This window comes from Stenotrophomonas sp. 05N423, assembly GCF_056397145.1.
Window position 1 is genome coordinate 353,607 of record NZ_JBFTMV010000003.1, and the last position, 25,414, is coordinate 379,020.

The 25,414-nt window shown below is 68.7% G+C and carries 21 protein-coding genes; 6 read left to right on the forward strand and 15 right to left on the reverse strand.

All coding sequences use genetic code 11. The features are described from left to right. Positions 1-130: 130 nt before the first annotated feature. Positions 131-1,291, forward strand: coding sequence for an alpha/beta fold hydrolase (locus tag AC1DGW_RS08040; RefSeq protein WP_478021359.1), 1,161 nt, complete (start codon positions 131-133; stop codon positions 1,289-1,291). An 8-nt stretch (positions 1,292-1,299) separates the two neighbouring features. On the opposite strand, the gene rarD is transcribed toward AC1DGW_RS08040, so the two are convergent. Together rarD and yedA are read right to left on the reverse strand one after the other, a co-directional pair. Then, complete coding sequence (gene rarD / locus AC1DGW_RS08045; protein ID WP_478021361.1) at positions 1,300-2,211, reverse strand: EamA family transporter RarD; 912 nt, start codon at positions 2,209-2,211, stop codon at positions 1,300-1,302. Beyond that, positions 2,208-3,107 (reverse strand): drug/metabolite exporter YedA, encoded by a 900-nt coding sequence (yedA, locus tag AC1DGW_RS08050; protein WP_478021363.1) that lies wholly within the window; start codon positions 3,105-3,107, stop codon positions 2,208-2,210. The genes rarD and yedA overlap by 4 nt, the downstream gene beginning before the upstream one ends. 169 nt (positions 3,108-3,276) lie before the next feature. Between yedA and AC1DGW_RS08055 the strand changes: the two genes are divergently transcribed. Next, complete coding sequence (locus AC1DGW_RS08055; RefSeq protein ID WP_478021366.1) at positions 3,277-4,611, forward strand: MFS transporter; 1,335 nt, start codon at positions 3,277-3,279, stop codon at positions 4,609-4,611. Between the two features lie 83 nt (positions 4,612-4,694). On the opposite strand, the gene AC1DGW_RS08060 is transcribed toward AC1DGW_RS08055, so the two are convergent. The 4 genes from AC1DGW_RS08060 to AC1DGW_RS08075 form a co-directional block, all read right to left on the reverse strand. Further along, entirely contained in the window at positions 4,695-6,347 is a 1,653-nt protein-coding gene (locus tag AC1DGW_RS08060; RefSeq protein ID WP_478021504.1) for a M28 family metallopeptidase, read from the reverse strand. A gap of 164 nt (positions 6,348-6,511) precedes the next feature. Then, positions 6,512-7,444, reverse strand: a complete 933-nt coding sequence (locus AC1DGW_RS08065; RefSeq protein ID WP_478021369.1) for an MBL fold metallo-hydrolase — start codon at positions 7,442-7,444, stop codon at positions 6,512-6,514. A gap of 196 nt (positions 7,445-7,640) precedes the next feature. Beyond that, positions 7,641-7,940 (reverse strand): hypothetical protein, encoded by a 300-nt coding sequence (locus AC1DGW_RS08070; RefSeq protein WP_478021371.1) that lies wholly within the window; start codon positions 7,938-7,940, stop codon positions 7,641-7,643. A gap of 67 nt (positions 7,941-8,007) precedes the next feature. Next, positions 8,008-9,300: a tryptophan--tRNA ligase gene (locus AC1DGW_RS08075; RefSeq protein WP_478021373.1), complete on the reverse strand. Its 1,293-nt coding sequence runs from the start codon at positions 9,298-9,300 to the stop codon at positions 8,008-8,010. A 109-nt stretch (positions 9,301-9,409) separates the two neighbouring features. Here AC1DGW_RS08075 and AC1DGW_RS08080 point away from each other — a divergent pair, with 109 nt between their 5' ends. Further along, positions 9,410-10,201: a hypothetical protein gene (locus tag AC1DGW_RS08080; RefSeq protein WP_478021375.1), complete on the forward strand. Its 792-nt coding sequence runs from the start codon at positions 9,410-9,412 to the stop codon at positions 10,199-10,201. An 83-nt stretch (positions 10,202-10,284) separates the two neighbouring features. Here the strand turns inward: AC1DGW_RS08080 and AC1DGW_RS08085 are convergent, their stop codons facing one another. The 9 genes from AC1DGW_RS08085 to AC1DGW_RS08125 all read right to left on the reverse strand — a co-directional run bounded on the left by AC1DGW_RS08085 (position 10,285) and on the right by AC1DGW_RS08125 (position 19,732). Further along, positions 10,285-10,506: a CsbD family protein gene (locus tag AC1DGW_RS08085; protein WP_478021377.1), complete on the reverse strand. Its 222-nt coding sequence runs from the start codon at positions 10,504-10,506 to the stop codon at positions 10,285-10,287. A 188-nt stretch (positions 10,507-10,694) separates the two neighbouring features. Continuing rightward, the gene (locus AC1DGW_RS08090) at positions 10,695-10,829 is read right to left on the reverse strand and encodes an entericidin A/B family lipoprotein (RefSeq protein WP_478021379.1); all 135 of its coding nucleotides are present in this window, start codon (positions 10,827-10,829) and stop codon (positions 10,695-10,697) included. Positions 10,830-10,884: 55 nt separating this feature from the next. Beyond that, a complete protein-coding gene (locus AC1DGW_RS08095) occupies positions 10,885-11,037 on the reverse strand; it encodes an entericidin A/B family lipoprotein (protein WP_055766683.1) in 153 nt (50 codons plus the stop codon). Positions 11,038-11,164: 127 nt separating this feature from the next. Further along, on the reverse strand, positions 11,165-12,085 hold the full coding sequence (gene rocF / locus AC1DGW_RS08100) for an arginase (RefSeq protein ID WP_478021381.1): 921 nt from the start codon (positions 12,083-12,085) through the stop codon (positions 11,165-11,167). A gap of 269 nt (positions 12,086-12,354) precedes the next feature. Beyond that, complete coding sequence (locus AC1DGW_RS08105; protein ID WP_478021383.1) at positions 12,355-13,425, reverse strand: ABC transporter substrate-binding protein; 1,071 nt, start codon at positions 13,423-13,425, stop codon at positions 12,355-12,357. Continuing rightward, positions 13,422-14,546: an ABC transporter substrate-binding protein gene (locus tag AC1DGW_RS08110; protein ID WP_478021385.1), complete on the reverse strand. Its 1,125-nt coding sequence runs from the start codon at positions 14,544-14,546 to the stop codon at positions 13,422-13,424. Before AC1DGW_RS08110 ends, AC1DGW_RS08105 begins: the two co-directional genes overlap by 4 nt. A 74-nt stretch (positions 14,547-14,620) precedes the next feature. Beyond that, positions 14,621-17,815, reverse strand: a complete 3,195-nt coding sequence (locus tag AC1DGW_RS08115) for a TonB-dependent receptor domain-containing protein (RefSeq protein WP_478021387.1) — start codon at positions 17,813-17,815, stop codon at positions 14,621-14,623. A 368-nt stretch (positions 17,816-18,183) separates the two neighbouring features. Continuing rightward, positions 18,184-19,158 carry a FecR family protein gene (locus AC1DGW_RS08120; RefSeq protein ID WP_478021389.1) on the reverse strand — a complete coding sequence of 325 codons (975 nt, stop codon included), beginning with the start codon at positions 19,156-19,158 and terminating at the stop codon, positions 18,184-18,186. Next, positions 19,148-19,732, reverse strand: coding sequence for an RNA polymerase sigma factor (locus AC1DGW_RS08125; RefSeq protein ID WP_478021391.1), 585 nt, complete (start codon positions 19,730-19,732; stop codon positions 19,148-19,150). The genes AC1DGW_RS08120 and AC1DGW_RS08125 overlap by 11 nt, the downstream gene beginning before the upstream one ends. A gap of 261 nt (positions 19,733-19,993) precedes the next feature. Here AC1DGW_RS08125 and hemN point away from each other — a divergent pair, with 261 nt between their 5' ends. The 3 genes from hemN to AC1DGW_RS08140 all read left to right on the forward strand — a co-directional run bounded on the left by hemN (position 19,994) and on the right by AC1DGW_RS08140 (position 25,280). Continuing rightward, positions 19,994-21,397: an oxygen-independent coproporphyrinogen III oxidase gene (hemN, locus tag AC1DGW_RS08130; RefSeq protein WP_478021393.1), complete on the forward strand. Its 1,404-nt coding sequence runs from the start codon at positions 19,994-19,996 to the stop codon at positions 21,395-21,397. A gap of 19 nt (positions 21,398-21,416) precedes the next feature. Next, a complete protein-coding gene (locus tag AC1DGW_RS08135; protein WP_273081154.1) occupies positions 21,417-22,172 on the forward strand; it encodes a helix-turn-helix domain-containing protein in 756 nt (251 codons plus the stop codon). A gap of 831 nt (positions 22,173-23,003) precedes the next feature. Continuing rightward, positions 23,004-25,280: a nitric-oxide reductase large subunit gene (locus AC1DGW_RS08140; RefSeq protein WP_478021395.1), complete on the forward strand. Its 2,277-nt coding sequence runs from the start codon at positions 23,004-23,006 to the stop codon at positions 25,278-25,280. Positions 25,281-25,414: the final 134 nt, after the last annotated feature.

The following is a 25,414-nucleotide window of genomic DNA, read 5'->3' on the forward strand; positions in this document are numbered from 1 at the left end:
TGCTTTTTCCCGCGCGCGGCGGCCGCCAACCCGAACGGCACACAACGGTCATCCTGCTGTCATCTTCGTGCGGTAGAGCCGCGGCGGCGCAGGCGCTACTGTGGCGCCCCTCCCTTTTCGGATCACCGCCATGCTGCGTTCGCTGGCGCTGGCCGGCGTCTGCGTGATGCTGGCTGGTTTCGCCCTGTCCTCCCCGATGCCGCCGCTGTCGCTCAGCGCGCGGCTGGCCGCGCCCGGCGGCACCTCGCCGATGGTGCCGACCGCGCGCATCGACGCCCTGCTCGCACACCTGCCGTACCGCCAGGGCATGGTGCCCGGCAGCGGCGGGGTGGCGCTGCACTGGGCCGCTTTCGATCCCGGCGACTATCGCCTGCAGTACCGCTACCTCGGAAGGGGCGAGCGCTTCCCCGAATTCTCGATGGAGGCCTTCGCGCCCACGCCCGCCGCCGCGGCCGCGCCGCGCGGCACGGTGATCCTGCTGCACGGATGGATGATGGACGGCGGCTCGCTGTTGCCATGGGCGCTGCAACTGGCGCAGAACGGCTACCGCACCATCACCCTGGACCTGCGCAACCACGGCCGTTCCGGGCAGGCGCCTTCCGGCTATGGCACGCGCGAGGGCGACGATGTCGCCGCCGCGCTGCGCGCGCTCGACGCCCGCGGCGAGATCAGCGGGCCGGTGCACCTGCTCGGCGTGTCCTACGGCGCGGCCACCGCGATCTTCGCCGCGCGCGAACTCGGCCCGCGGCTGCGCAGCGTGGTGGCGATGGAATCCTTCGACAACGCCGGCCAGGCGATCCGCGCGATGGTGCCGCACATGCTGTCGCGCCCGCCCGAACGCCTGGGCGACTATGTGGCGCTGCCGCTGGCGCGCTGGCAGTACGGCGGCAGCGGGCTCGACGAGGCCATCGCCGCTGCCGACCGCAGGCTCGGCATCGACCTGGACCGCGTTGATGTCGGCCAGGCGCTGGCGCAGGTGCCGGCCTGCGTCCTGCTGCTGCATGGCCGCGACGACGCGCACATCCCGGTCGCGCAGGGCCGCGCCCTGGCCGCCGCCGCGCCGCGGGCGCGCTACCTGGAACTGCAGGGCGAGGATCACCTGACCCTGCCGCTGCGGCTGGATCGCCTCTCGGGCGTGATCGACGACTGGTTCGCGCAGGCCGGCAACGACGGGGCACCATGCCCGACGCCTGCCATACCCGCATCCGGCCGGACGGTGGTGGCGGCATCCTCGGCCGCAGGCGCGGCGTCGGCCTCGAAGGACTCCGCCGCCGAAGCGTTTCGCGACTGAAGTCGCCCCTACCTTGCCAGCGCCTGCGAACGCGCCCGTGCCGCGGCGCGCACGCCAGCGCTGGCGAACACCACCAGTCCGGCCCAGATCAGGCCGAAGCCGACCAGCTGCGAGGGTGCGAACGGTTCGCGCAGGATCAGCACGCCGATCAGGAACTGCAGCGTCGGGCCGATGTACTGCAGCAGCCCGACCACCGACAGCGGGATGCGGCGCACGCCGTAGGCGAAGGCGATCAGCGGCACCGCGCTGACCACGCCGGCCAGCACCAGCAGCGCGTCGTTGCCCCAGCCCCAGCCGGACACGAAACCGCCGCCGTGGCCGTTCTCGGCCCACAGCGCATAGGCCAGCGCCGGCGCCACCATGAACAGGCTTTCCACACCGAGTCCGGTCACCGCCTCGACCACCACCAGTTTGCGCAGCAGCCCGTACAGGCCGAAGGTGATCGACAGCCCGATCGCGATCCACGGCGCGCGCCCGCTCTGCCAGGTCAGCCAGGCCACGCCCAGCGCCGCCAGCGCCACCGCCAGCCATTGCAGCCGGCCCAGCCGTTCGCGCAGCACCGCCACGCCCAGCACCACGCTCAGCAGCGGGTTGATGAAATAGCCCAGGCTGGTCTCGACCACGTGGCCGGCGTTCACCGCCCAGATGTACAGGCTCCAGTTGGCGCCGATCAGCAGGCTCGACAGCCCCAGCAGCCAGAACCGCCGCGGCGTCGCCCATACCTCGCGCAGCCAGCCCCAGCCGCGGACGATGCCCAGCCCGCCGATCAGCAGCACCGCGCTCCAGATGATGCGGTGGGCGATGATCAGGAACGACGGCACCTCGATCAGCAGCCGCCAGTACAGCGGGAACAGGCCCCAGATGACGAAGGCGAAGGTGGTGGCCAGCAGGCCGTTGCGGTGTTCGTGGGCGGGCGTCATGCGCGGCGCATCCGGGCCAGGGTGATGACCACGACGCCGGCCAGGATCACCGCCATCGCGCCGATGTCGGCGGCGCTGAAGCGCTCGTGCGCGATCCACGCGCCCAGTGCCACCGCGATCACCGGGTTGACGTAGGCATAGCTGCTGGCCAGCACCGGGCGCACGTTGTGCAGCAGCCACACGTAGGCGGTGAAGGCGACGATGGAGCCGAACACGCACAGGTAGGCCACCGCCAGCATGCCCTGCAGCGACGGCGGCCCGTCCAGACGCTCGCCGCGCAGCAGTCCGGCCACCACCAGGATCGCGCCGCCGCACAGCATCTGCCCGGCGGCGGTCATGAACGGCGACGGCAGGTCGCGCCCGCGCGACCAGATCGAGCCGGCAGCCCAGCCCAACGGCGCCACCAGCAGGAACACCAGGCCCGCCGGCGTCGCGGTCAGGCTGCTGCCGGCATTGAGCCACAGCACCCCGGCGAAACCGACCGCGATGCCCAGCCATTCGCCGCCGGCCACACGCTCGCCGCGGAACGCGGAGAACAGCGCCATCCACAACGGTACCGAAGCCACCGCCACCGCGGCCAGGCCGGAGGACACGTCGCGCTCGGCCATCACCACCATGCCGTTGCCCAGGAACAGCAGGCTGAAACCCATCACCGCCAGCGTCGGCCACTGCGCGCGCGTCGGCGCGGCTACGCCGCGCCAGCGCAGCAGCGCGTAGAGCACGCTGCCGGCGATGACGAAGCGGGTGCCGGAGATCACCGACAGCGGCGGCATGCCGCCTTCCAGCGCCAGATGGATGCCGAGGTAGGTCGAGCCCCAGACCACGTACACGAGGAACAGGGCCAGAACGACAAGGCCGCTCCGTGGAGCAGCCGACGTGGTGGGGGGCGCAGACATGGGGCAGGTACCGCCATCCGGGGGAATGCGGATTCTAGGGCACCGCGGCGCTGGCGATCAGCGCGAAAAACGGCATGCTGTATCCGCCCCGGCCACGCTGCCGGCGGAGTCGCCACGGCCATGCCGGCCAGGCGCGGATATACGGCTTCGACGCGAGGGCCCTCCCGGCATGCGCACTTCCACCGCCGCCACTGCCATGCAACCGGAGCGCACCGCGCTGCGGCGCTCCATCGCCAACACCCTCAAGGGTTCGGCCGGCAACCTGGTCGAGTGGTACGACGTCTACGTCTACTCGGTGTTCGCGGTCTATTTCGAATCGCAGTTCTTCTCCGCCGCCGACCGCAATTCCACGCTGTACGTATGGGCGATCTTCGCCGCCACCTTCCTGATGCGGCCGGTGGGCGCGTGGTACTTCGGCCGCTTCGCCGACCGCTACGGCCGGCGCCTGGCCCTGACCGTCTCGGTATCGCTGATGGCCGGCTGCTCGTTCGTGGTCGCCATCACCCCCACCGCCGGCACGATCGGCATCTGGGCGGCGCTGATCCTGCTGCTGGCGCGCCTGCTGCAGGGTTTCGCCACCGGCGGCGAGTACGGCACCAGCGCCACCTACATGTCCGAAGCCGCCCTGCCCGGCCGCCGCGGCTTCCTGTCCTCGTTCCACTACGTCACCCTGGTCGGCGGCCATGTGCTGGCGCAGCTGACCCTGCTGACCATGCTCGCCTTCTGGGACAAGCCGCAGATCTCCGACTGGGGCTGGCGCATCGCCTTCGCCCTGGGCGGCATCGCGGCGATCGTGGTGTTCTGGCTGCGCCGCTCCATGGACGAATCGCTGGAGCAGTCGTCCATCGCCGCCGCGCGCGAAGGCAAGGCGCGCGCCGCCGGCTCGATGCGCGAGCTGCTCGTGCACCAGTGGCGGCCGCTGCTGCTGTGCTTCCTGATCACCGCCGGCGGCACCGTCGCGTTCTATACGTACTCGGTGAACGGGCCGAAGATGATCCAGAGCGCCTTCGCCGGCGACGACCCGATGACCGGCACCCTGATCAACCTCGGCGTGCTCGCGTTCCTGATGGTGCTGCAGCCGGTCGGCGGCTGGCTCTCCGACCTCGTCGGCCGCAAGACCCTGCTGGTGTTCTTCGGCGTCGGCGGCGTGCTCTACACCTGGTATCTGGTGACCCGGCTGCCGCAGCAGCACGATGCGCTGGCGGCCTTCGCGACGCTGGCCTTGGGCTTCGTCATCCTCACCGGCTACACCTCGATCAACGCGGTGGTGAAGGCCGAACTGTTCCCCACCCACGTGCGCGCGCTCGGCGTGGGCTTCGGCTACGCGCTGGCCAACTCGCTGTTCGGCGGCACCGCGCCGCTGCTGTACCAGGCCGCGCTGCGCACCGGCCATGTCGGCGCGTTCGCGCTCTACGTCACCGTGGTGATCGCGGTGTCGCTGGTGGTCTACCTGTTCTTCCTGGAGAACAAGGGGCCGAACTGGCTGGACGGTACGCGCCGCTAGACCGGCGCGCGGCCACGCCGGCATTGCCGCACAGGCGGGAATGCCGGCCCCTGCGCGAAATCAGGACGCCGGAAACCGGAAATTCAACGCCTCGCCGCGTCGCTGGCCTCGCGTGCGGCCTCGAACTCCGCGCCCTTGTCCCATGCCGGCCAGCGCCGGCTGTTCGCCAGTTCCAGGCCCAGGTCGTAGACCAGCAGCGTATCGGCGGCCAGGCCGCGCGCGTCCCACTGCGGCGACCATGCGTCGCAGGCCTGGTGATAGCACCGGGCGAAGTAGGCATCGCGCAGTGCGCGGCCGGCGGCAACGCCGCCGTCCCGCTTGTCCAGGCCAGCGCCGACGGTGATCGCCGGCACGCCCTTGCGGGCGAAGGCGAAATGGTCGGCGCGGTAGAAGAAGCCGGCTTCCAGGTTCGGGTCAGGCGACCAGCGGCGGCCGCGGGCCGAGGCGACGCGGTCCACGTCCGCTTCCAGCGAGACCCGGCCCTTGCCCCAGGTGGCGATGTCGGTGGTCTCGCCATCGGGACTGAACATCTCGATGTTCAGCACCGCGGCAGTCTTCTCCAGTGGTGCCAGCGGATGTTCGGCGTAGTAGCTGGCGCCGAGCAGGCCCTTTTCCTCCGCGGTCAGCGCGATGAAGTACAGCGTGCGCTGCGGGCGCGGGCCGGCGGCGAACACGCGCGCCAGTTCCAGCACCGAAGCCACGCCGGTGGCATTGTCGATGGCGCCATGGCGCACGGTGTCACCGCTGGCGTCGGGCTGGCCGATGCCGAACGCATCCCAATGCGCGGAGAAGATCACCGATTCGTCCGGATGCGTCGCGCCTTCCAGCTTCGCCACCACGTTGCGGGTGACCACCGGTTCGCGCTTGACCTTGAAACGGGCCGACAGGCGTGCGTCGCCCAGTTCCACCGGGTGGAAGTCGGCGCGCATCGCCTTGCGCTTCTCCGCGTCGAAATCCAGCCCGGCCGCGGCGAAGATGCGCCCGGCCAGCGCACGCTGCATCCAGCCGCGCAGCGGCGTGTGCAGCGCGCGCGCGTCGGACTCGCTGCGCTGGATGTCGAACAGCGGCGAGGTTCCAGAGGCCTTCACCGTCGCCCACGGATACGCCGCCGGTGCGGTCTCGTGCACGATCAGCACGCCCGCCGCACCGCGCCGCGCGGCCTCCTCGAACTTGTAGGTCCAGCGGCCGTAGTAGGTCACCGCTTTGCCATCGAACGCGCCGGATACGTCGGCTTCGAAGTCGGCATCGTTGATCAGCACCACGGCGATCTTGCCGGCCAGGTCCACGCCCTTGTAGTCGTCCCAGCGCCGCTCCGGCGCATCGATGCCGTAGCCGACGAACACCAGCGGCACGTCCTCCAGGTCCACCGCGCCGAGCGGGCTGAGGCTCTGTAGGGTCACGTCCTCGCCGTTGACCAGCGGCTGGCGCCTGCCGGCCAGCTGCAGGCTGGCGTCGATGCTGCCGTCCACCTGCGCGCGCACCAGCGGCACGTCCTGCACCCAGCCGCCGTCATTGCCGCCCGGCTGCACGCCGGCCTTGCGGAACTGCTCGACCAGGTAATCGACGGTGCGCTGCTCACCGGCGGTGGCTGGCGCACGCCCTTCGAACTCGTCCGAGGCCAGCACGCGCACATGCTGCGACAGCGCTTCCGGGTCGATGCCGCCGCCGGGCAGGTCGTTGGCCGCGCTGGCGATGCCACCGACGAACAGGCAGGACGACAACAACAGCATGCGCATCGGATTCACGGCGGTACCAGACAGCAGGAGAAGCGCGGGATTTTACCTGCAGGAGCGCAGCTTGGCGCTGCGATGGGTCTCCACGGTTCAACCTGCGCACATGCAGATGCAGGCTGTCGCGCAGGGAGGGAGTGTCCAGCTCCATCGCGCACTGGAGTGCACTTCTATGCGCGGCCGCGATCCAGCCAGCACTCCAGGCCCTGCGCATTGAGTTCGATGTCCATGCCGAGCACGCGCAGCACGCCGGCATCGTCGAGCCGGCAGCCATGCGCGCGGGCGCGCTCCAGATAGAGCTCGCCCAGCGCCGCCACCAGCGCGCGGTGGCGGTCGGCGCGGCCATCGCAGGCGCGGGCGATGGCGGTCATCGCGTCGATCTGCACGTGCAGGTCGGCGGCCAGGCGCTCGGCGTCGCGCACGCGGCCATAGTGGGTCAGGTACATCGCGTCCGGCGCCTGCGCCATCAGGCGCCGGATCGAGGCGTGCAGCGCTTCCGGCTCGAACTGCACCGGCGACGTGGTGGGAATGATGAAGGCGCCCTGCGCACTGTCCAGTTCGCGGTATGACAGGCCGAAGGTGTCGCCGGTGAACCAGCTGCGGTTGGCCGCATCCCATACGCACAGGTGATGGCGGGCATGGCCGGGCGTGTCGATGCACAGCAGTTCACGTCCGCCCAGCGACAGGCGATGGCCGTCTTCGGCCACCACCACGCGCCCGGATGCCACCGGCACGATCTGCCCGTAGCTGCGCACCATTTCCGCTTCGCCATAGACCGCGGTGGCGCCGGCGACCAGCCGCGCCGGATCGATCATGTGCGGCGCGCCGCGCGGGTGCACCAGCAGCCGCGCGTTGGGCAGCCGCTGCATCAGCGCACCGGCGCCGCCAGCATGGTCCAGGTGCACGTGGGTCAGGATCAGCCAGTCGATCGCATCGACGCCCAGCCCGGCCTGCTCCACCGCCGCCAGCAGATGCGGCAGCGAGTGGCTGGTGCCGCAATCGATGAAGGCGCCGCGCCCGTTGCTCACCAGCAGATAGGCGGCATCGAAATGGTCGCGCTGGAAAGCGGTGTCGATGACGTGGATGTCGTGCTCGGCGCTCATGCAGTGGCTCCCGGTATCCGGCCAGATGCTGTCATCGGCACCAGGGCGCGGCAATACGGCTTTCGTCGGTACCGCCGGAACGATGGCTGCAGGAGCACACTTCAGCGCGCGATGGGATATTTCCGGCAACGCCTCGTCGCGCACTGGAGTGCGCTCCTGCATGCGCTGCTGGCCGATCAAGCGGATGAAGCCGTTCCTACCGGCGGTGCAGCACGCGCGGCCGCAGCAGCAGCGCCAGCACCATCACCGCCAGGAAGCCGCCATAGGCGTAGAGCACCGCCAGGATCTGTTTCCACATGGTGTCCGCATCGACGTCGGCCGCGCCGATGCGGTAGCCCCAGTGCATGGAACAGATGCTGACCAGCAGGGCCAGCGCCAGCACCGAAGCGTCGAACACGGTCCGCGTGCGGTGCCGCGGCTGGCGTGGGAACCACCAGTACAGCGCGCTCATCACCCCGAACCAGGGCAGGAACAACAGCAACGACAACCAGGCCATCGTGAGCTCCGTGTTGGTCGCGCGCCGGCATGGCGCGCGCCGTGGCAGGCGGCAGGGAAGCGCCGGGTCAGTCCGCTTCGCGCAGCTGGCGCAGGGCCGCCAGCACCGTATCGACGCCGGCCTCAAGCTTGAACTGCGCTCCCTGCAGTGCGTCGCCGTTCCCGGCCTGCTTGAGGGTGGCGATCAGCTGGCCGGCATCGCGCGGCGAGTCGAAGCCTTCGCTCTGCACCAGCAGCACGCCCTCGCCGTCGAGCAGCTTGAAGTAGAAACGGCCGTCCTTCTCGCGGTACTGCTTGAACAGCGGCAGTGCGGCCTTGGCGGCGGCCGCGGCCCTGGGCTTGTCGCCGGCGGCGGACAGGTCGCGCAGGCCCACGGCGTGGCGCAGTTCCTTCAGCAGCGGGATGGCGAACTGCTCGCGCAGTTGCTGGCCACGCCGGCGCAGGATCGCCTCGATCTTCTCCGGCTCGGCCATCAGGGCGTTGTAGCGCTCGCGCAGCGGCGCCAGTTCGCCGTCGATGCGTTCGAACAGCTGCTGCTTGGCCTCGCCCCAGCCGATGCCGCCGGCAAACGCCTGCGCGAACGCGGCGGTCTGCTCCGGCGTGGCGAAGGCCTGGTACATCTGGAACAGCGCCGAGCCCTCGGTGTCCTTCGGCTCGCCGGGCGCGCGCGAGTCGGTGACGATGGAGAACACCAGCTTCTTCAGCTCCTCGCGCGGGGCGAACAGCGGAATGGTGTTGTGGTAGCTCTTGCTCATCTTGCGGCCGTCGAGGCCGGCCAGCGTCGCCACCTGCTCGTCGATCACCACTTCCGGCAGCGTGAAATAGTCCTTGCCGTAGATGTGGTTGAAGCGCTGGGCGAAATCGCGCGCCATCTCGATGTGCTGGATCTGGTCGCGGCCCACCGGCACCTTGTTCGCGTTGAAAATGAGAATGTCGGCGGCCATCAGCACCGGGTACATGAACAGTCCCGCGGTGACGCCGGCATCGTCGTCCAGCTGCTCCTCGCGGTTCTTGTCCACCGCCGCCTTGTAGGCGTGGGCGCGGTTGAGGATGCCCTTGCCGGCGACCACGGTCAGGAACCACATCAACTCGGTGGTTTCCGGGATGTCGCTCTGCCGGTAGAACCACACCTTGTCCGGATCCAGGCCGCAGGCCAGCCAGCTGGCGGCGATCTCCAGGGTCGAGCGCTGGGTGCGCTCGGGCTCCTGCGCCTTGATCAGGCTGTGCAGGTCGGCCAGGAAGAAGAAACTCTCGATCTCCTGCGCGCGGCTGGCCGCGATGGCCGGGCGGATGGCGCCGACGTAGTTGCCGAGGTGGGGAGTGCCGGAGGGGGTGATGCCGGTGAGGACGCGGGTGGTCATGAACGCAGACGTGACGGACGGATTAACCGCCCCAGTGTAACCGCCACGCGCCAACCCCGCCGCCCGCGCCCGTCCGTTCATGGCCCCGTCCCCCGTCAAGGAGCCCGCCATGTACCGCTTTCCCGCCTGCCTGCTGACCGTCCTGGCCCTGTGCGGCTTCCGCGCCGTGCCGCCCCCCACCCCCGGGCCGGTGGCGCTGTCGCTGGTCGACCGCGATACCGGCGAGGAGCTCGACCAGTACCCGCACCGCGGCGATCGATGGGTGGCCGGCACCCCCGGCCATCGCTACGCCGTGCGCCTGCGCAACCTCACCGGCGAACGCGTACTGGCCGTGCTGTCGGTGGACGGGGTCAATGCCATCAGCGGCGAAACCGCCGCGCCGGACCAGGCCGGCTACGTGCTCGAGCCCTGGCAGGACAGCGAGATCACCGGCTGGCGCAAATCGTCGGCGGAGGTGGCGCAGTTCGTGTTCACCGACCATGGCGACAGCTATGCCAGCCGTACCGGCCGCCCCGCCGACGTCGGCGTGGTCGGCATCGCCGTGTTCCGCGAAGCGCGCCCGGTCTACATCGCGCCCGCGCCGATGCCGCGGCGACCGGCGCCCGTCATCGCGCAGGACGCGCGCGCGGACCGCGCGATGGCCGCGGAGGCATCGGTCGCGCGCGGGGAAGCGCGCGAGCGCCAGCAGCTGGGCACCGGCCATGGCGAGCGCGAAGGATCGGCCAGCCACGCCACCCGCTTCGAGCGCGCCAGCCGCACGCCGGTCCAGTTCGGCCAGCTGCGCTACGACGCGCGTCCGCGCCTGGTGGCGATGGGCATCCTGCCGCGCCACCGCGTGGACACCGCACCGCGCGCGTTCCCCGGCGGCTTCGCGCCCGATCCGCCGGCACGCGGGCGCTGATCGCCCCATGCAGGGACGGGCCGCATCGCGGCCCGTCCCCTTGCCCCAAGGGCAATCCATGCATGCCGGTCACCGGCGCCGGCTCAATGCCAATCCGGATATTCCTTGCGCAATGCCTTCTGGAAATCGTGGACTTCCGTTTCGGCCCGGTCCTTGGCCCAGCCATAGCGTTCCTGCAGGCGGCCGGCAAGGTATTCGGCGTTGCCTTCGGCCACCTTGAAATCGTCGTCCGTCAGGTCGCCCCACTTTGCCTGCGCCTTGCCCTTGAGCTGGCTCCACTTGCCGGAAATGATGTCTTTGTTCATGCGTGTCTCCTTTCGGGGGAATGGCGGCAGCTCCGCCGCAGGACCAGCATGCCGGCACCGATGTTGGCGCCGCATCGACGATTCGTTCGCAGGCGACGACGTTCTTGAACGAGCGCTTCAGCATCCATCGGCGCAAAAGAAAAGGCCGGCGATGCGCCGGCCTTTCCGTTCCTGCCAATCGCCAGGCATCAGCGCTTGGCTGCGTCCTCTACCTTTTCGCCAGCCTTCTGCACGTCCTTGCCGGCACCGGCCACCGTGTTGCAGGCGGACAGCATTGCGATCGAGAACAGCGACAGCATCATCAGGGCTACCAAGCGCTTCATGTCTTTCTCCTGAGTGGCTCGTGGATATCGCGGCCCGGACGGGCCGCGGCGGGGATCAACACTTGCCGTCGCGGCAGTCGTGGGCCTTGTCCTCGACCTTCTCGCCGGCCTTCTGCATGTCCTTGCCGGCGCCGGCGACGGTGTTGCAGGCGCTGAGCATTCCCGCCGAAAACATCCCCAGCAGGGCCAGCATCAGTACTCGCTTCATCAGGTTTCTCCTCTGCTCGACTGGCGGCTGCCGGGTGGCGACGCCGCGCGTGGAGAGGAATCTGGCGGCACTCACGTGCAGCGGACGTGAATGCCGCCGGCGCCGGTTCAGCGACGTCGCGCTGCCGTCAATCGCGCATCAGGGTCGATTTGCCGAACAGGCTTTCGACCAGATCCACGGCCAGCTTGGCGGTACGGTTGCGGCGGTCGAGCAGCGGATTGAGCTCGACGATGTCCAGCGAGCCCATCAGCCCGGTGTCGGCAATCATCTCCATCACCAGCTGCGCCTCGCGGTAGTTCACGCCGCCCGGCACCGTGGTGCCCACGCCCGGGGCGATGCTCGGGTCGAGGAAGTCCACGTCGAAACTGACGTGCAGGTGGGTATTGGCGTCGATGCCTTCCAGCGCCGCCTCCATGGTGCGCTTCATGCCGCTCTCGTCGATGTAGCGCATGTCGTACACATCCACCTGGTGCTGCTTGATCAGGCGCTTCTCGTCCTGGTCCACCGAGCGGATGCCGATCTGCCGCACCTGCTGCGGCGAGATCGCGGGGGCGTCACCGCCGAGCCGGGTCAGGGCGTCAGGGCCGAGTCCGCACAGGCAGGCCACCGGCATGCCGTGGATGTTGCCCGAGGGCGTGACGTCGGAGGTGTTGAAATCCGAATGCGCATCCAGCCACAGCACGCGCAGCTGCTTGCCCTGTTCGCGGCACCAGCGCGCCACCGCGGTGATCGAGCCGATGCCCAGGCAGTGGTCGCCGCCGAGCATGATCGGCAGGCGTCCGTCGCGCAGTTCGGCATGGGTCGCTTCCATCAGCGCATGGTTCCAGGCCACGACCTCGTCCAGGTGGCGGTAGCCATCCACCGGGTCGGTCCAGGGATTGCGCGGTCCCTGCAGGTTGCCCACGTCGCGCACGGCCACGCCGCGCGCGGCCAGCGCCTCGGGCAGGCCGGCGATGCGCAGCGCCTCCGGTCCCAGGCGCGCGCCGCGGTGGCCGGCACCGACGTCGGTGGGCACACCGATCAGCGAAACGGGACGATGAGTGGCCATGATTCCTCCGTTGCAAATGAAAGCAGTTTAACGAGCGCAGGTTACAGCCGCCTGCGGCAACGCAGCAGTCGTCGCCCGATACCCGCACCCCATGCCTGCGGCCTGAATGGAATCGCCGGAGCGATTCCCGGCATTACCGCTCGATGGCCCACAGGGCTGCCGCCATGGAGGGCGGCAACAAAAAAAGCCCGCCGGAGAAACCGGCGGGCCATGGGGAGAGAGTCTTGCGCTGGCTGCCGGCGCCGGGCATCGCGGCGCCGTGCAGGGAGTTACATGCAGGGACGGCGCTCGGCCTGTTCCGGCAGCAGGCTGCGGTCGAACACTTCGCCCGGTTCAGGTTTGCGCGGCAGGTGGCGCTGGGCGACGGTCAGGTCCAAGCCGGCCTGCATGCGCACCGGGTCGATATCGCCGACACCGTCACGCGCGATGCGCTCGCGCCCGCCCATGTCATCCAGCGTGTCCATCAACCGGCCCATTTCGACCTTGGCGCTCTCGTCGGGGTTGTGCGCCACCAGCATGTCGATGGCCGCCTGCGGCTCGCACAGCGTGTCCATGACGCCGCGGTTGACCGCGCGCACCAGCCCGCGGGCGATCTCCGGCTGTTCGTGCAGGAGCTTGGGCGACACCATCAGCGCGCTGCCGTACAGCTCGGGCACCGCGTCGCGGAAGCGGAAGAAGCGCAGCCGTTCCTCGACCTTGCCGCCGGCCGTGGCGATCGCCGCGGTGCTGGTGGAGGAATAGCCGAACAGTGCGTCGGATTTATGCTCGTCGAGCAGGCCGATCAGTGTCTTCCAGTTGCCGGGGTTGGGCACGATGGTCACCGACTTCGGGTCCAGGCCCACCTTGGAAGCGAACTGCTCGAAGGTGTTGAGCGCCACGTCGGTGCCGTGGCCGGTGATGGTCCTGCCGGACAGCTGCATGGGCTCCTTCACCGGCGATGCGACCGGCAGGATGATCACCGAAGGCGACACGTCCATGACCATGTACACGCCCACCGGCGCCTGCCCCGGCTTGTGCGCGGCCTGCTCGTAGGTGGCCTGGATGTCACCGTAGCCGGCGTCGAAGCCTTCATCGAGCATGCGTCCGGCGGCGGTGAAGGCACCGCGTCCATCGGTGAACTCGACCTCGATGCCCTCGTCGCGGAAGTAGCCGCGCTGCTGCGCGACCAGGAACCAGGCGTTGGCGCCGGAAAAGCCGGAGTTGAGCAGAAAGCGCAGCTTGTGCGGCGTGGCCGGTTGCGCGGGCGCCGCGGCGGCCGGCTCCGCCGGCGCATCGTTGCGGCTGCAGCCGGCCATTACCAGCAGGGCCGCCATCGCGGCGGCGATCATCGTCGGCTTCATGCGTGGCTCCCTCCCGCGCTGCGCGGGCGCGCGCGCTCGGCCAGCGGCGGCAGGTAGGCGCGGGTGAAGATTTCCTCCGGCTTCGGCGTGCGCGGCAGGCGGCAGGAGGTGGCCATCAGCTGGATCGAACGCTGCAGGCGGCCGTCGTCGATGTCGCCGATACCGATCTTCAGCGCCTCCGGATGCGCCATCTCCACGTCCAGGGTGCCCATCAGGCGCGGGCCATCGACGTGGTCGGCAAACTTCGGCGCCATCCTGCGGGTGGCTTCCAGCGCGGCCTTCGGGTCGGCCAGGGTCTCGATGATGCCCCGGTTGACCGCGGCCACCAGCGCGCGCGCCGCGTCCGGATGTTCCTTGAGGAACCTGGGCGTGAGCATCAGCGCGTTGCCGTACATGTCCGGCACCAGGTCGCGGTATTCGAGGAAGCGCAGGCCGGCGCGGCCGTCGATGTTCTTGGCCGCCAGCGCGGCGATGATGGTGTGCACGAAGCCGAACACGCCATCGGTGTGGCCGTTGAGCACGTCCTCGCCCAGTGTGGTCATGCTGGTGGTCGAGCGCAGGATCGACACGCGCGACTGATCCACGCCCGCGACCGACGCATAGGCCGGGAACACCTCGATCGCGGCGTCGATCGGATGCCCGCCGATCACCTTGCCTTCCAGATCCTTCGGCGAATGGATCGGGCCGTCCTTGCGCACGCCAATGGTCAGCGGCGTCTGGTTGAAGGCCACGTGCACCGCGACCGGGCAGTTGTCCGGGCGCAGCCCGGCCAGCTTGATCAGCGCGCACAGGTCGCCGTAGCCGCCGTCGAAGCCTTCCTGCGGGATGCGCGGCACCACCGAAGCGGCGCCGTCGCCGGCGGCGAACTCGATGTCCAGCCCGGCATCGGCGAAGTAGCCACGCTCATGGGCCAGGCAGAAGAAGGCGTGCGGGCCGGAAAGGGCCGAGTTCATCAGCAGCCTGACTTTCAGGCGCTGCCCGCCAACCGTGGCGGCGGCGCCGGCCTTTGCCTTGTCCGCGGCGCGCGCGGCCGCCTGCGCCGGCGCCAGCACGCCGGCGGCCGAGGAGAGGATCGCCGCGGTGCCCAGCACCGTACAGAAATCACGTCTGGATTTGTCCACTGTGTACTCCCTTGCTGCATGTACGGGTAATGCGGATGAAAAGCGGGCGGGAGCAGCGCTCCCGCCCGGCACGATCAGAACTTCTGCTGGTACTGCATGTAGATCAGGCGCCCCAGGTCGAAGCCGCCGTAGTAGGAGAAATCGCTGTTCGGACGCGAGTACAGCGTCGGCCCGACCTTGCCCAGCACGTTGTTGGCGCCCAGCATCACCATGCCGTCCCACGGCAGGGTCATGCGCAGCTGGAAGTCGTTGAACACCGTCGCCCCGACGGTGCGCAGCGGCTGGCGGCCGGTGTAGGGCGAGACGAAATCCGGCTTGTCGCACTCCGGGCCACCGGTCAGGTCGAACGCGCAGGCTTCCTTGATGCCGGAGTAGTAGCGTACGCGCCACATCGCGCCGAACATGCCGTGCGACCAGTCGGCGGTGAAATTGGAACGCAGGCGGAAGTTGGCGCCAAAACCGGTGGTGTGGTTGACCGGCGTCGTGGCCAGGTCGTTGCTCTTGATGTCGCGGTAGCTGGTGTAGCTGCTGTTCCACTCCAGCTTGATGTCGCCGATCGCCATCGACGGCAGGCGGTAGCGCATGCCCAGGTCGACGCCGGAGGTCTTCAGCCAGCCGGCGTTGGTGAAGGCATAGTTCAGCGTGGTGATCTCGCCGGTGACCGGATCGCGCTTGAACGCGCCGCAGGCGCTGGCGACGTTCCTCACGTAGCAGTCGTTGAGGATGTCGGTGGGCGTGTTCTGCACGATGGCGTGCTGGATGTCGATCTTCCACCAGTCCAGGGTGATGCCCAGGCCTTCGGCCCACTGCGGGCTGTAGACGAAGCCGACGGTGGTGGTGGTGGAGGTCTCAGGCTTGGTGTCCGGGTTGGAGCCGGAGATGAAGGCCAGATTGGACTGCACGTTGGGGCTGCCGGCCGGCACGCCGCCAGCGGCGACCTGGCGATAGCCGGCCGGTACCGCGGCCAGGCACGCCGCCGAGGTGCGGGCCACGCCGAAGCGGCTGTCGCACGGGTCGGTGTAGGCCGGGAAGAAGTCCTGCTCGCCGCCGAACAGGTCGTTGATGGTCGGCGCACGGAAGCCCTGGCCCCAGTTGGCGCGTACCAGCAGTTCATCGCTCGGGCGCCATTCCAGCCCGACCTTGGAATTGGTGGTGCTGCCGAACACGTCGTAGTCCGAGTAGCGTGAGGCCACGTCCAGGCTCAGCGAGCGTGCGAACGGCAGGTCCTGCAGCAGCGGGATGTTCAGTTCGGCGTACACCTCGTTGGCGCGGTAGTCGCCGCGGGTGGGAGCCTTGCGTGAGTTGGTGGTCTCGCCGCGCTGCTTCTGCAGGCTGGGGGTGAAGGTGCCTTCCTCGGTGCGCGCTTCCATGCCGACGGCGAAGGCCAGGTCACCAGCCGGCAGCGCGAACATCGTGCCGCTCAGGTTGGCGGTGAAGCTGCGGGTGCGGGTCTCGCCGCGGTCCAGGTTGTCCGGCACCAGGAAGGCGCGCAGCACCGGATCGGCCAGCGTGCCGCCATAGCTGCCGCCATAGGGCGCAAGCGGATTCCACGGCACGCACTGGCCGGCACCGCTGCCATAGGCGATGGGCGCGGCCGCGCTGCCGCACTCCACGCGGCCGGTGGCGGTGTTGTAGTAGGACGGACCCGACGCCAGCTGCACGTTGCGCAGGTTGAGATCGCCGGTGCCGGTCTTGTCGGTGCGCAGGCGGTTGAACAGGTAGCCGGCATCCCAGTACATGGTCTGTCCGCCCCAGTCGAAGTTGCCTTCCAGCATCATGCTGGCGCGCACGGTGGTGACCTTGTTGTTGCCCGAGCGCGGCACTTCCCAGGTACGCCGCTGGTAGTTCACCGCGCGTGGATTGGCCACGCCGCTCTGGTTGCCCAGCGGGTTGTAGTAGCTGTCGATGGACAGCGGTGCATTCATCGCGCCCCACACCCGCGACTGGTATGGATAGCCGGGAATGTTGCGGAAGGTGTCGCGCACGCTGTACAGCGCGCTGCCGCGCAGCAGCAGGCGCTCGTTGATCTCGAAGCCGCCGTCGACGAAGGCCGACTTGCGCTCCATGCCGGTCTTCAGCGTCTGCTGCTCGGTGACGTTGGCGTAGTCGGACACCGCGGTGCGGTGGTAGTTGGCGATGTTGCGCGGATCGGCGCCGGCGTTGACCGTCAGCGAGCCCAGGGTTGGGTCGATCAGGGTGCCGTGCTGGTTGATCGCCGACAGGCCGGTGGTCGGATGGCGCACGGTGCTCGGGAAGGCGCTGTACGGACGGTCCGAGGCCCACACCGGGTCCTCGTCGGTGTACTGCAGGGTGCCGCTCAGCCAGCCCCAGTCGCGCTTCATGCCCCACGACAGGTCGGCCGACTTCGTGGCGCCGTCGCCTTCGGAGTACTGGCCGAAATAGGCATTGGCCAGGCCGCCGTCGAAACCGCGGCGGGTGATGATGTTGACCACGCCGGCGATCGCGTCCGAACCGTAGATGGCCGAGGCGCCGTCCTTGAGGATCTCCACGCGCTCCACCGTCGCCGACGGGATCAGCGACACGTCGGCATAGCCGCCGGTGGTGGTGCCCAGGCGCTGGCCGTTGACCAGGATCAGGGTGCGCTGCGCGCCGATGTTGCGCAGGTCGATGTAGGTGCCGCCGGCCTCTTCGCTGTCCGACTGCACGCGGGTGCGGCTGGCGGCCGGCGCACCGGCGGCGGGCGAGGACTGCAGCAGGTCGCCGACCGAACGCAGGCCGGAGCGGTCCACGTCCTCGCGCGAGATGGTTTCAATGGGCTGGACGGTTTCCACGTCGACCGTGCGCATGATGCGCGAGCCGGTCACCTGCACCGCGTCCAGCGTGCGCGCGTTTCCCGCTTCGGGCGCGGCGACCGCCGCCGGCTCTACCTGGGCATGGACGTCCCCGCGCGGCGCCGGACCTACCGGCTCGACCTCCTCGTCCTGGTCGTCGGCCTCGCGGCTGAGCGTGACCACCGTGCCGTCGTCGCGCACCACCTTCAGGCCGGTGCCCTGCAGCAGCGCCTGAAGCGCGACGCGGACGTCCTGGTTGCCGGAGATCGCCGCGGTGCGGACGTCCTTCAGCCCCTTCGCCGGCGCGACGATCTGCACATTGGCCTGCCGCGCGTATTCGGGCAGGGACTTGGCCGCGGTGTCGGCCGGGATGTTGAAGTCCATCTGCTGCGCGTTGGCACAGAACGAGGCCAGCGTGGCGCCCGAAACCAGTGCGAAGGAGATGGCATTGAAGAGCGTGCTTTTCCGGTGGTTCATGTCTCACCTTGCAGAAGGGCCGCGACCGCGCGCACCGCGCGGACTGGGCGTATGGAGAAGGATGAAGCGTGACGATCCGACCCTTCCTCCCGGTGTCCGACGGGAGGCGCAACGACAGGGGCTACTGAATGGGATGCAACCGGAATGGCGTTCCGCCATTGCTTCCTGAAATATTTTTCTGCTACCACCGCCCCCATCGACAGGCGAAGCCGGCACGCGGCCGGCGCCGGTCCCTGCCCGGCTTTCTTCCTTCCATCGGAGAGGGCGGCGGAGCGCCGGCAAAAGCGAACGCAGATGAAACCGCCTGGATTTCTCCCGTCCTTCCGCCCGCCGGGAAGAAGGGCCGGATGCCGGTGCCCCGACATCCGTCAGTAGCTGCCCGTGGCCGCCTTCTTCTTCGCCCGGGCGCGCAGGACGATCTCGTTGTCGCCCAGCGACATGTCCAGGTGCATGCTCTGCGCGGCGGCGCGCGAGAAGCCGATCGGGTCGGTGGCCGAGAACATGCCCACCACTTCCAGCCCGGCCACCTCCGGGTCGGCGATGCGGATGCGCAGGGTGTTGTAGCGCGCGAACTCGCGCGCCACTTCCTGCAGGGTTTCGCCGCTGAAGGCGATCATCCCGTCGCGCCACGCCAGTTCGCGGTGCACCTCCACCGTGTCCACCCGCGCCACCACCGGCGCGCTGCGCTCGGGAATGGAGGCCTTGTCCCCGGCCTGCAGGCGGAACGTGGGCTGCTCGGTTTCGTCCACCTTCACCACGCCCTCGCGGACCAGGACATTCACCCTGGCCGGCGACCGCCTGACGCTGAAGCTGGTGCCCACGGCGACGACCCGGGTGCCGCCGGCCGCCACCGCGAACGGGCGCTGCCGGTCCTTGGCCACGTCGAACATGGCTTCGCCGCGCAACAGTTCGATGTTGCGGTGGCCCTCGTCGAAGCGGACCCGCACACGCGAATCCGTGTTCAGGGTCACCACCGAACCGTCTTCCAGGGTGACGTGCGAGATCTCGCCGATCCGCGTGGTGTAGATGTCGGCACCGTCCTCGAGGAAGTGCAGCGTCGCCACCGTCGCCACCGCCAGCGATGCCGCCAGTGCCGCCGCGCGCCACGCCCAGGCCCGCACCCGCGGACGCACGACACGGTCGTCCGCGACCTCGGGCGCCTGCTCGCCGCGGTAGAGCCGGTCGCAGCTGGACATGATCGCCTGCATGCGCGCATAGGCGCCCAGATGACGGCTGTCGGCGGCCAGCCAGGCCGCGAGCTGTTCGGCCTGCGCCGGCGACAGCGCGCCGGCGTCCTCGCGCGCCACCCATTCGGCAGCGACCGCATTGATTTCATTTCTCATGGATTGCCTCCTTTCCCCCAGGGCCGCGCCTCTCCTGGCGACCCGTCGTTGATCTGTCCACGGCCAATGCCTGGCCCAGGTACTTGAGCGCCTTGACCATGTGCTTTTCCACGGTGTTCTCGCTGATGCCCAGGCGCTCGGCGATGTCGCGCTGCGGAAGTCCCTTCATCTTGCGCAGCATGAACACCTCCCGGCAGCGCTCGGGCAGCTGCCCGATGCAATGTTCCAGGTAGCGCAGTTCCTGCACGCCAGAGGCATGCGATTCCGGCGACGGCAGGTCGCTGGCCACTTCCAGCCGCCCGATCTCGCCGATGCTCTCGATGTCCACCACCTTGGCGCGCCGCAGCCCCTGCAGGATCACCGACTTGGCGGTGACGAACAGGTAGCTGCGCGCGTCTCGGATATGGCCCACGTCCTCCATCGACATCAGCAGCGCGTAGCACTCCTGGATCACGTCGTCGACGTCGGCATGGCTGCGCACGTGGCGGACCAGCCAGCCGCGCAGGATGGGCTCGTGCGGCAGCACGTTGCGCGACAGCCAGCCGGCGCGCTCGCGCAGGAGCGGGGCGTTCATGTCCCGCCCCGCTTGCGGAGCCGCCTGTGATCGCACTGCAGCATCGCCGTCATGTCCATCCCCGTCCGGAAGCTCGTTCATCAAATGGGATGCACGGGCGACCGGCTTCCGCCACTCCCCGGCCGCCAGCGCCCCGGAAGCCTTGGCGGACAAGGGCGAGCCCGCCGCCGTCCGGCGCCCGGGCCGTCTCCGCCGCGGCCCCGCGCGGCGCGGTTGACCCACGTCAAGGACAACTCTGCGGCGCCTGCCTAGTCTGGCGCAATGGCCACTCCGTCTCCCCTGTTCGATCCCGAGCTGCTGCGGCGCTACGACACGCCGGGGCCACGCTATACCTCCTACCCGACCGCGCCGCAGTTCACGCCGGAGTTCCAGGAAGCGGACCTGCGCGAGATGGCGGCGACCAGCAACGGCGACCCGATTCCGCGTCCGCTGTCGCTCTACCTGCACATCCCGTTCTGCACCAGTCCCTGCTTCTACTGCGGCTGCAACCGCATCATCACCCGCGACACCGCCCGCGGCGCCGCCTACCTGACCCGGCTGTACCGCGAGATGGCGATGATGTCGGCGCTGTTCGACCGCGACCGCGACGTCGAGCAGGTCCACCTCGGCGGCGGCACCCCCAATTTCCTCGCGCCGGCGCAGATCGCCGAGGCCATGGACGTGCTGCGCCGGCACTTCTCCTTCGCCGCACCGCAACGACTGGACTGCTCCATCGAACTGGACCCGCGCTTCATCACCCCCGACGAGGTGGGCGAGCTGGCCGCAGCCGGCTTCAACCGCGCCAGCCTCGGCGTGCAGGACTTCGACCCGGAGGTGCAGCGCGCGGTCAACCGCATCCAGGGCGTCGAGCAGACCCTGGCGATCATCGACGCCTGCCGCCGATACGGTCTGCGTTCGGTCAACGTCGACCTGATCTACGGCCTGCCGCGGCAGAGCCTGGAAGGTTTCTCGCGCACCCTGGACATCACCCTGCAGGCGCGTCCGGACCGGCTGGCGATCTATGGCTACGCCCACCTGCCGTCGATGTTCCGCCCGCAGCAGCGCATCGACGCCAGCGAACTGCCCAGCCCGGAGGCCAAGCTCGGCCTGCTGCAGTGCGCGATCGACAAGCTCGGCCAGGCCGGCTACGTCTACATCGGCATGGACCACTTCGCCCTGCCCGACGACAGCCTGGCCGTGGCCCAGCGCAACGGCAGCCTGCACCGCAACTTCATGGGTTACACCACCCACGCCGAAAGCGACCTGGTCGGCCTGGGCGTGAGCGCCATCAGCCACATCGGCCCCAGCTTCAGCCAGAACCCGCGCGATCTCGGCAGCTGGGAGCAGGCCATCGACCGCGGCCACCTGCCGGTATGGCGCGGCATGCGCCTGGAAGAGGACGACGTCATCCGCGCCGACGTGATCCAGCGCCTGATGTGCGACGGCGCGCTGGACTACCGCGACATCGAACAGCGCCACGTGATCGACTTCACCGGCTACTTCGCCACGGCGCTGCAACGCCTGCAGGCGCTGCGCCAGGACGGACTGGTGGAGCTCTCCGCGGACGGCCTGCGGGCCACCTCGCGGGGGCGGCTGCTGTTGCGTATCATCGCCATGTGCTTCGACAACCATCTGCCCACCGCCGATACCGCCGCCGCGACACCGCGCTTCTCGCGTACGGTGTGACCCCGACGGGAGTGCCCGAATGAGTTCGCCGCTGGTTTTCCCGCGCACCGACGCGCGCATCGTCGCCGACGATGGCGACGCCCTCACGTTCTGCTCCACCTGCGCCTTCTCCCAGGCCTGCCTGTCCGAAGGCATGGACAAGGGCGCGCTGGCCGACCTGCACGTACTGGTCGAACACGTCGGCCCGCTGCGTGCCGGCGAGCACGTGTTCCGCGAGGGCGACCCGTTCGGCGCGATCGCCGCGGTCCGCGCCGGCACGGTCAAGACCTACCAGACCGACCGCAACGGCCACGAGCAGGTGCTGGGTTTCCACCTGCCCGGCGAAGTGATCGGCCTGAACGCGATCCACGGCGACCGCTACCCGTGCAACGCGGTGGCGCTGGACACGGTGATGCTGTGCCGTTTCTCGTTCCCGCGCATCGCCCTGCTGGCCACGCGCCTGCCCAACCTGCAGCAGCACCTGTTCAAGCTGATGAGCCGCGACATCGGCGTGGCGTCGCTGTTCGCGCGCGACAACAGCGCCGACGAGCGCATGGCCGCGTTCCTGATCGGCCTGTCGCGGCGCCTGGCCGCACGCGGCTTCTCGCCGCGCCGGTTCCAGCTGACGATGGCCCGCACCGATATCGCCAACTACCTGCGGCAGGCGCCGGAGACGGTGAGCCGGGTGCTGCGCCGGTTCGAGCAGGAGGGGCTGCTGCATATCAAACAGCGCGACGTCGAGATCCTTGACCTGCCGCGCCTGGAGGCGATGGCGCTGGCGGTCCTGCGCGACTGAGTCCGCCTGGCGGTACGGATTCGCGCATCCCGAAGACCCCTGGAGCCCGCCCCGTGCGGGCTCTTGTCATTGCAGCCGTTGCCGTTGATTTTGCTGCTGCTCCTCTGCTTTTGATTTCCGGGTCCCCTTCCGCAGCGACGGAGCCGGCGGGAAAAACCCGAAGGGCGACGTGCATGGATGCACGTCGTTTTTCGACGAGACAGGGATGTCTCGTCGAAAAATCCCGCCGGCGGAGTGGACCCGGAGTGCCGAAGGCACGCAGGGCGCGTAGGCAGGGGCGTGTTTCTCTTGGTTACTTCTCTTTGCACGAGCAAAGAGAAGTAACTCGCTCCTGCGAAGCAGGAGTGAAAGCTTTGCTTTCAAGCTCTCGCTTGATTTGTTGTTTCTCTCCAGAGAAAAAACCCAAGCAACGGCAGGATCAGGATCAAAGGCTTTCGCTCCCCTTCGGGGCGCGAGTTACTTCTCTTTGCTCGTGCAAAGAGAAGTAACCAAGAGAAACACGGGCCGGGACACGATCCGTCGGGCTGCGCCCGCCGGTCCCCTGCGCTCCTCGCGTGCCGAGGGGACGGCGCACAACTCGCTTCGCTCAGACACGTGCGCCTCTTCGCCCCTCGGCACGCTGCGGTGCTCGGCTCGCTCTACGGCCGGGGAAGCCAAAAGCCAGAAGCAGCAGCAAAACCACAAGCAACGGCAACGGCAACGGCAACGGCAACGGCATGAAGCTCGCCCCGCACCCGCCCAGAGCGCAATCACCCCCACGCTTGACCTGTGTCATGGAGCCCCTGGACAGCCCCGTCGATGATGCGGCCGTATTCCCAGGAGAGCCACATCATGAACTCAACACGCAAGCTATGGGCAGGGCTCGCCGCCTTGCTCATTGTCTCGTTCTCCGTCCTGCTATGGGTCGGCAGCGAGATCAACCACAAGGCCCCCCCACTACCGGCCAAGGTGGTCACCACCGACGGGCAGGTCGTCTTCGACCGCGCCGACATGGAGAAGGGCCGCCAGGTCTGGCAATCCTTCGGCGGCCAGCAACTCGGCTCGATCTGGGGCCACGGCGGCTACGTCGCGCCGGACTGGGGTGCGGACTGGTTGCACCGCGAAGCCGAAACCCTGATGGACATCTGGGCCAGCCGCGAAGCAGGCGTGGACAGCTACAAGCAGCTCGACGAGGCCACCCAGGCGGCCTACACCAAGCGCGTGCAGCAGGAACTGCGGCCCAATACCTATGACGCAAACGACGACGCGATCTACATCAGCGCCGATCGCGCCGAGGCCATCGCCAAGGTTGCCGCGCACTACGAAAGCCTGTTCGGCAACGCGCCGGAAACGGCGCAGCTGCGCGAGGCCTACGCCATGCGCAACAACACCGTGGCCGACGCCGAAAACCGGCAGAAGCTGACCGCCTTCTTCTGGTGGACGGCCTGGGCCTCGGTGACCGAGCGCCCCGATTCGGACATCAGCTATACCGCCAACTGGCCGTCCGACGAACTGGTCGGCAACAAGGTCACCTCCGACGCCTTCATCTGGACGGTGTTCAGCGTGCTGTTCCTGATCGCAGGCGTCGGCCTGCTTGGCTGGCACTACGCGGCCAACCATGGCGATGAAATGGCGCTGGTGCTGCCCAAAACCGATCCGCTGGCCGCACTCAGGATCACCCCGTCGATGCGCGCCACCGCCAAGTATTTCTGGGTGGTGATCGCACTGTTCCTGGTGCAGATCCTGCTGGGCGCGACCACCGCGCACTACCAGGTGGAAGGCCAGGAAGCCTACGGCGTTGCGTTGTCTGAATTCCTGCCCTATTCGCTGACCCGCACCTGGCACACGCAGCTGGCGGTGTTGTGGATCGCCACCGCCTGGCTGGGCATGGGCCTGTACATCGCCCCGGCCATCTCCGGCCATGAGCCAAAGTTCCAGCGGCTGGGCGTGAACTTCCTGTGGGTGTGCCTGATCATCATCGTAGTCGGCTCGTTCACCGGCCAGTGGTTCGCGGTGATGCAGAAGCTGGGCCTGAAATACAACTTCTGGTTCGGCCACCAGGGCTGGGAATACGTGGACATGGGCCGCTTCTGGCAGGTGTTCCTGTTCATCGGCCTGCTCCTGTGGCTGGTGCTGGTGGGCCGCGCGTTGTGGCCGACCCTGACCCGCAAGGGCGAAACCCGCTCCATCGTGATGCTGCTGTTCCTGTCGGTGGTTGCCATCGGCCTGTTCTATGCCGCCGCGCTGATGTGGGGCGAGCACACCCACCTGTCGATGGTCGAATACTGGCGCTGGTGGGTGGTGCACCTGTGGGTGGAAGGCTTCTTCGAGGTCTTCGCCGTGGCGGTGATGAGCTTCCTGTTCGTCAAGCTGGGCCTGCTGCAGGCACGCAGCGCCACGGTAGCGGTGCTGTTCGCCACCATCGTGTTCATGGCCGGCGGCGTGCTGGGCACCCTGCACCACCTGTATTTCAGCGGCACGCCGAACTCGGTCATCGCCCTCGGCGCGAGCTTCTCGGCGCTGGAAGTGGTGCCGCTGGCCTACATCGGCTTCGAGGCGTGGCACAACTACAAGCTGGGCAAGGCGACGCCGTGGATGGTCCGCTACAAGTGGCCGATCATCTTCTTCCTGGCCGTTTCGTTCTGGAACCTGGTGGGCGCCGGCCTGTTCGGCTTCCTGGTCAACCCGCCGCTGTCGCTGTACTACATGCAGGGCCTGAACCTGACCGCCACGCATGGCCACACCGCGCTGTTCGGCGTGTACGGCATGCTCGGCATCGGCCTGATGCTGTTCTGCCTGCGTGGCATCAAGGGCGACGTGATCTGGAACGAGAAGTTGCTCAAGATCAGTTTCTGGACGCTGAACCTGGGCCTGGCCGGCATGGCCGCGCTCACCCTGTTGCCGCTGGGCATCCTGCAGCTCAATGCCGTTCTCAAGCACGGCTACTGGTATGCACGTTCGGCCGAGTTCATGCAGCAGCCGATCGTGGACATGCTGGTGTGGATGCGTGTGCCGGCCGATACGCTGTTCAGCGTGGGTGCGGTGACGCTGGCCTGGTTCGTGTTCCGCCTGTGGGTGGCGCCGCGCAAGGCGGCGGCGCTGCCGGTGGGTGAGGTCGATCAGGCCTGATCGGGCATAGCGCACGATGCAACGAGGAAGAGCCGCGCAAGCGGCTCTTCTTTTCTGGGCACGGTAACCAGACGACTGTTGCTGATGGCTTTTGACTTCGGGTCCCCTTCCGCAGCGACGGAGCCGACGGACAA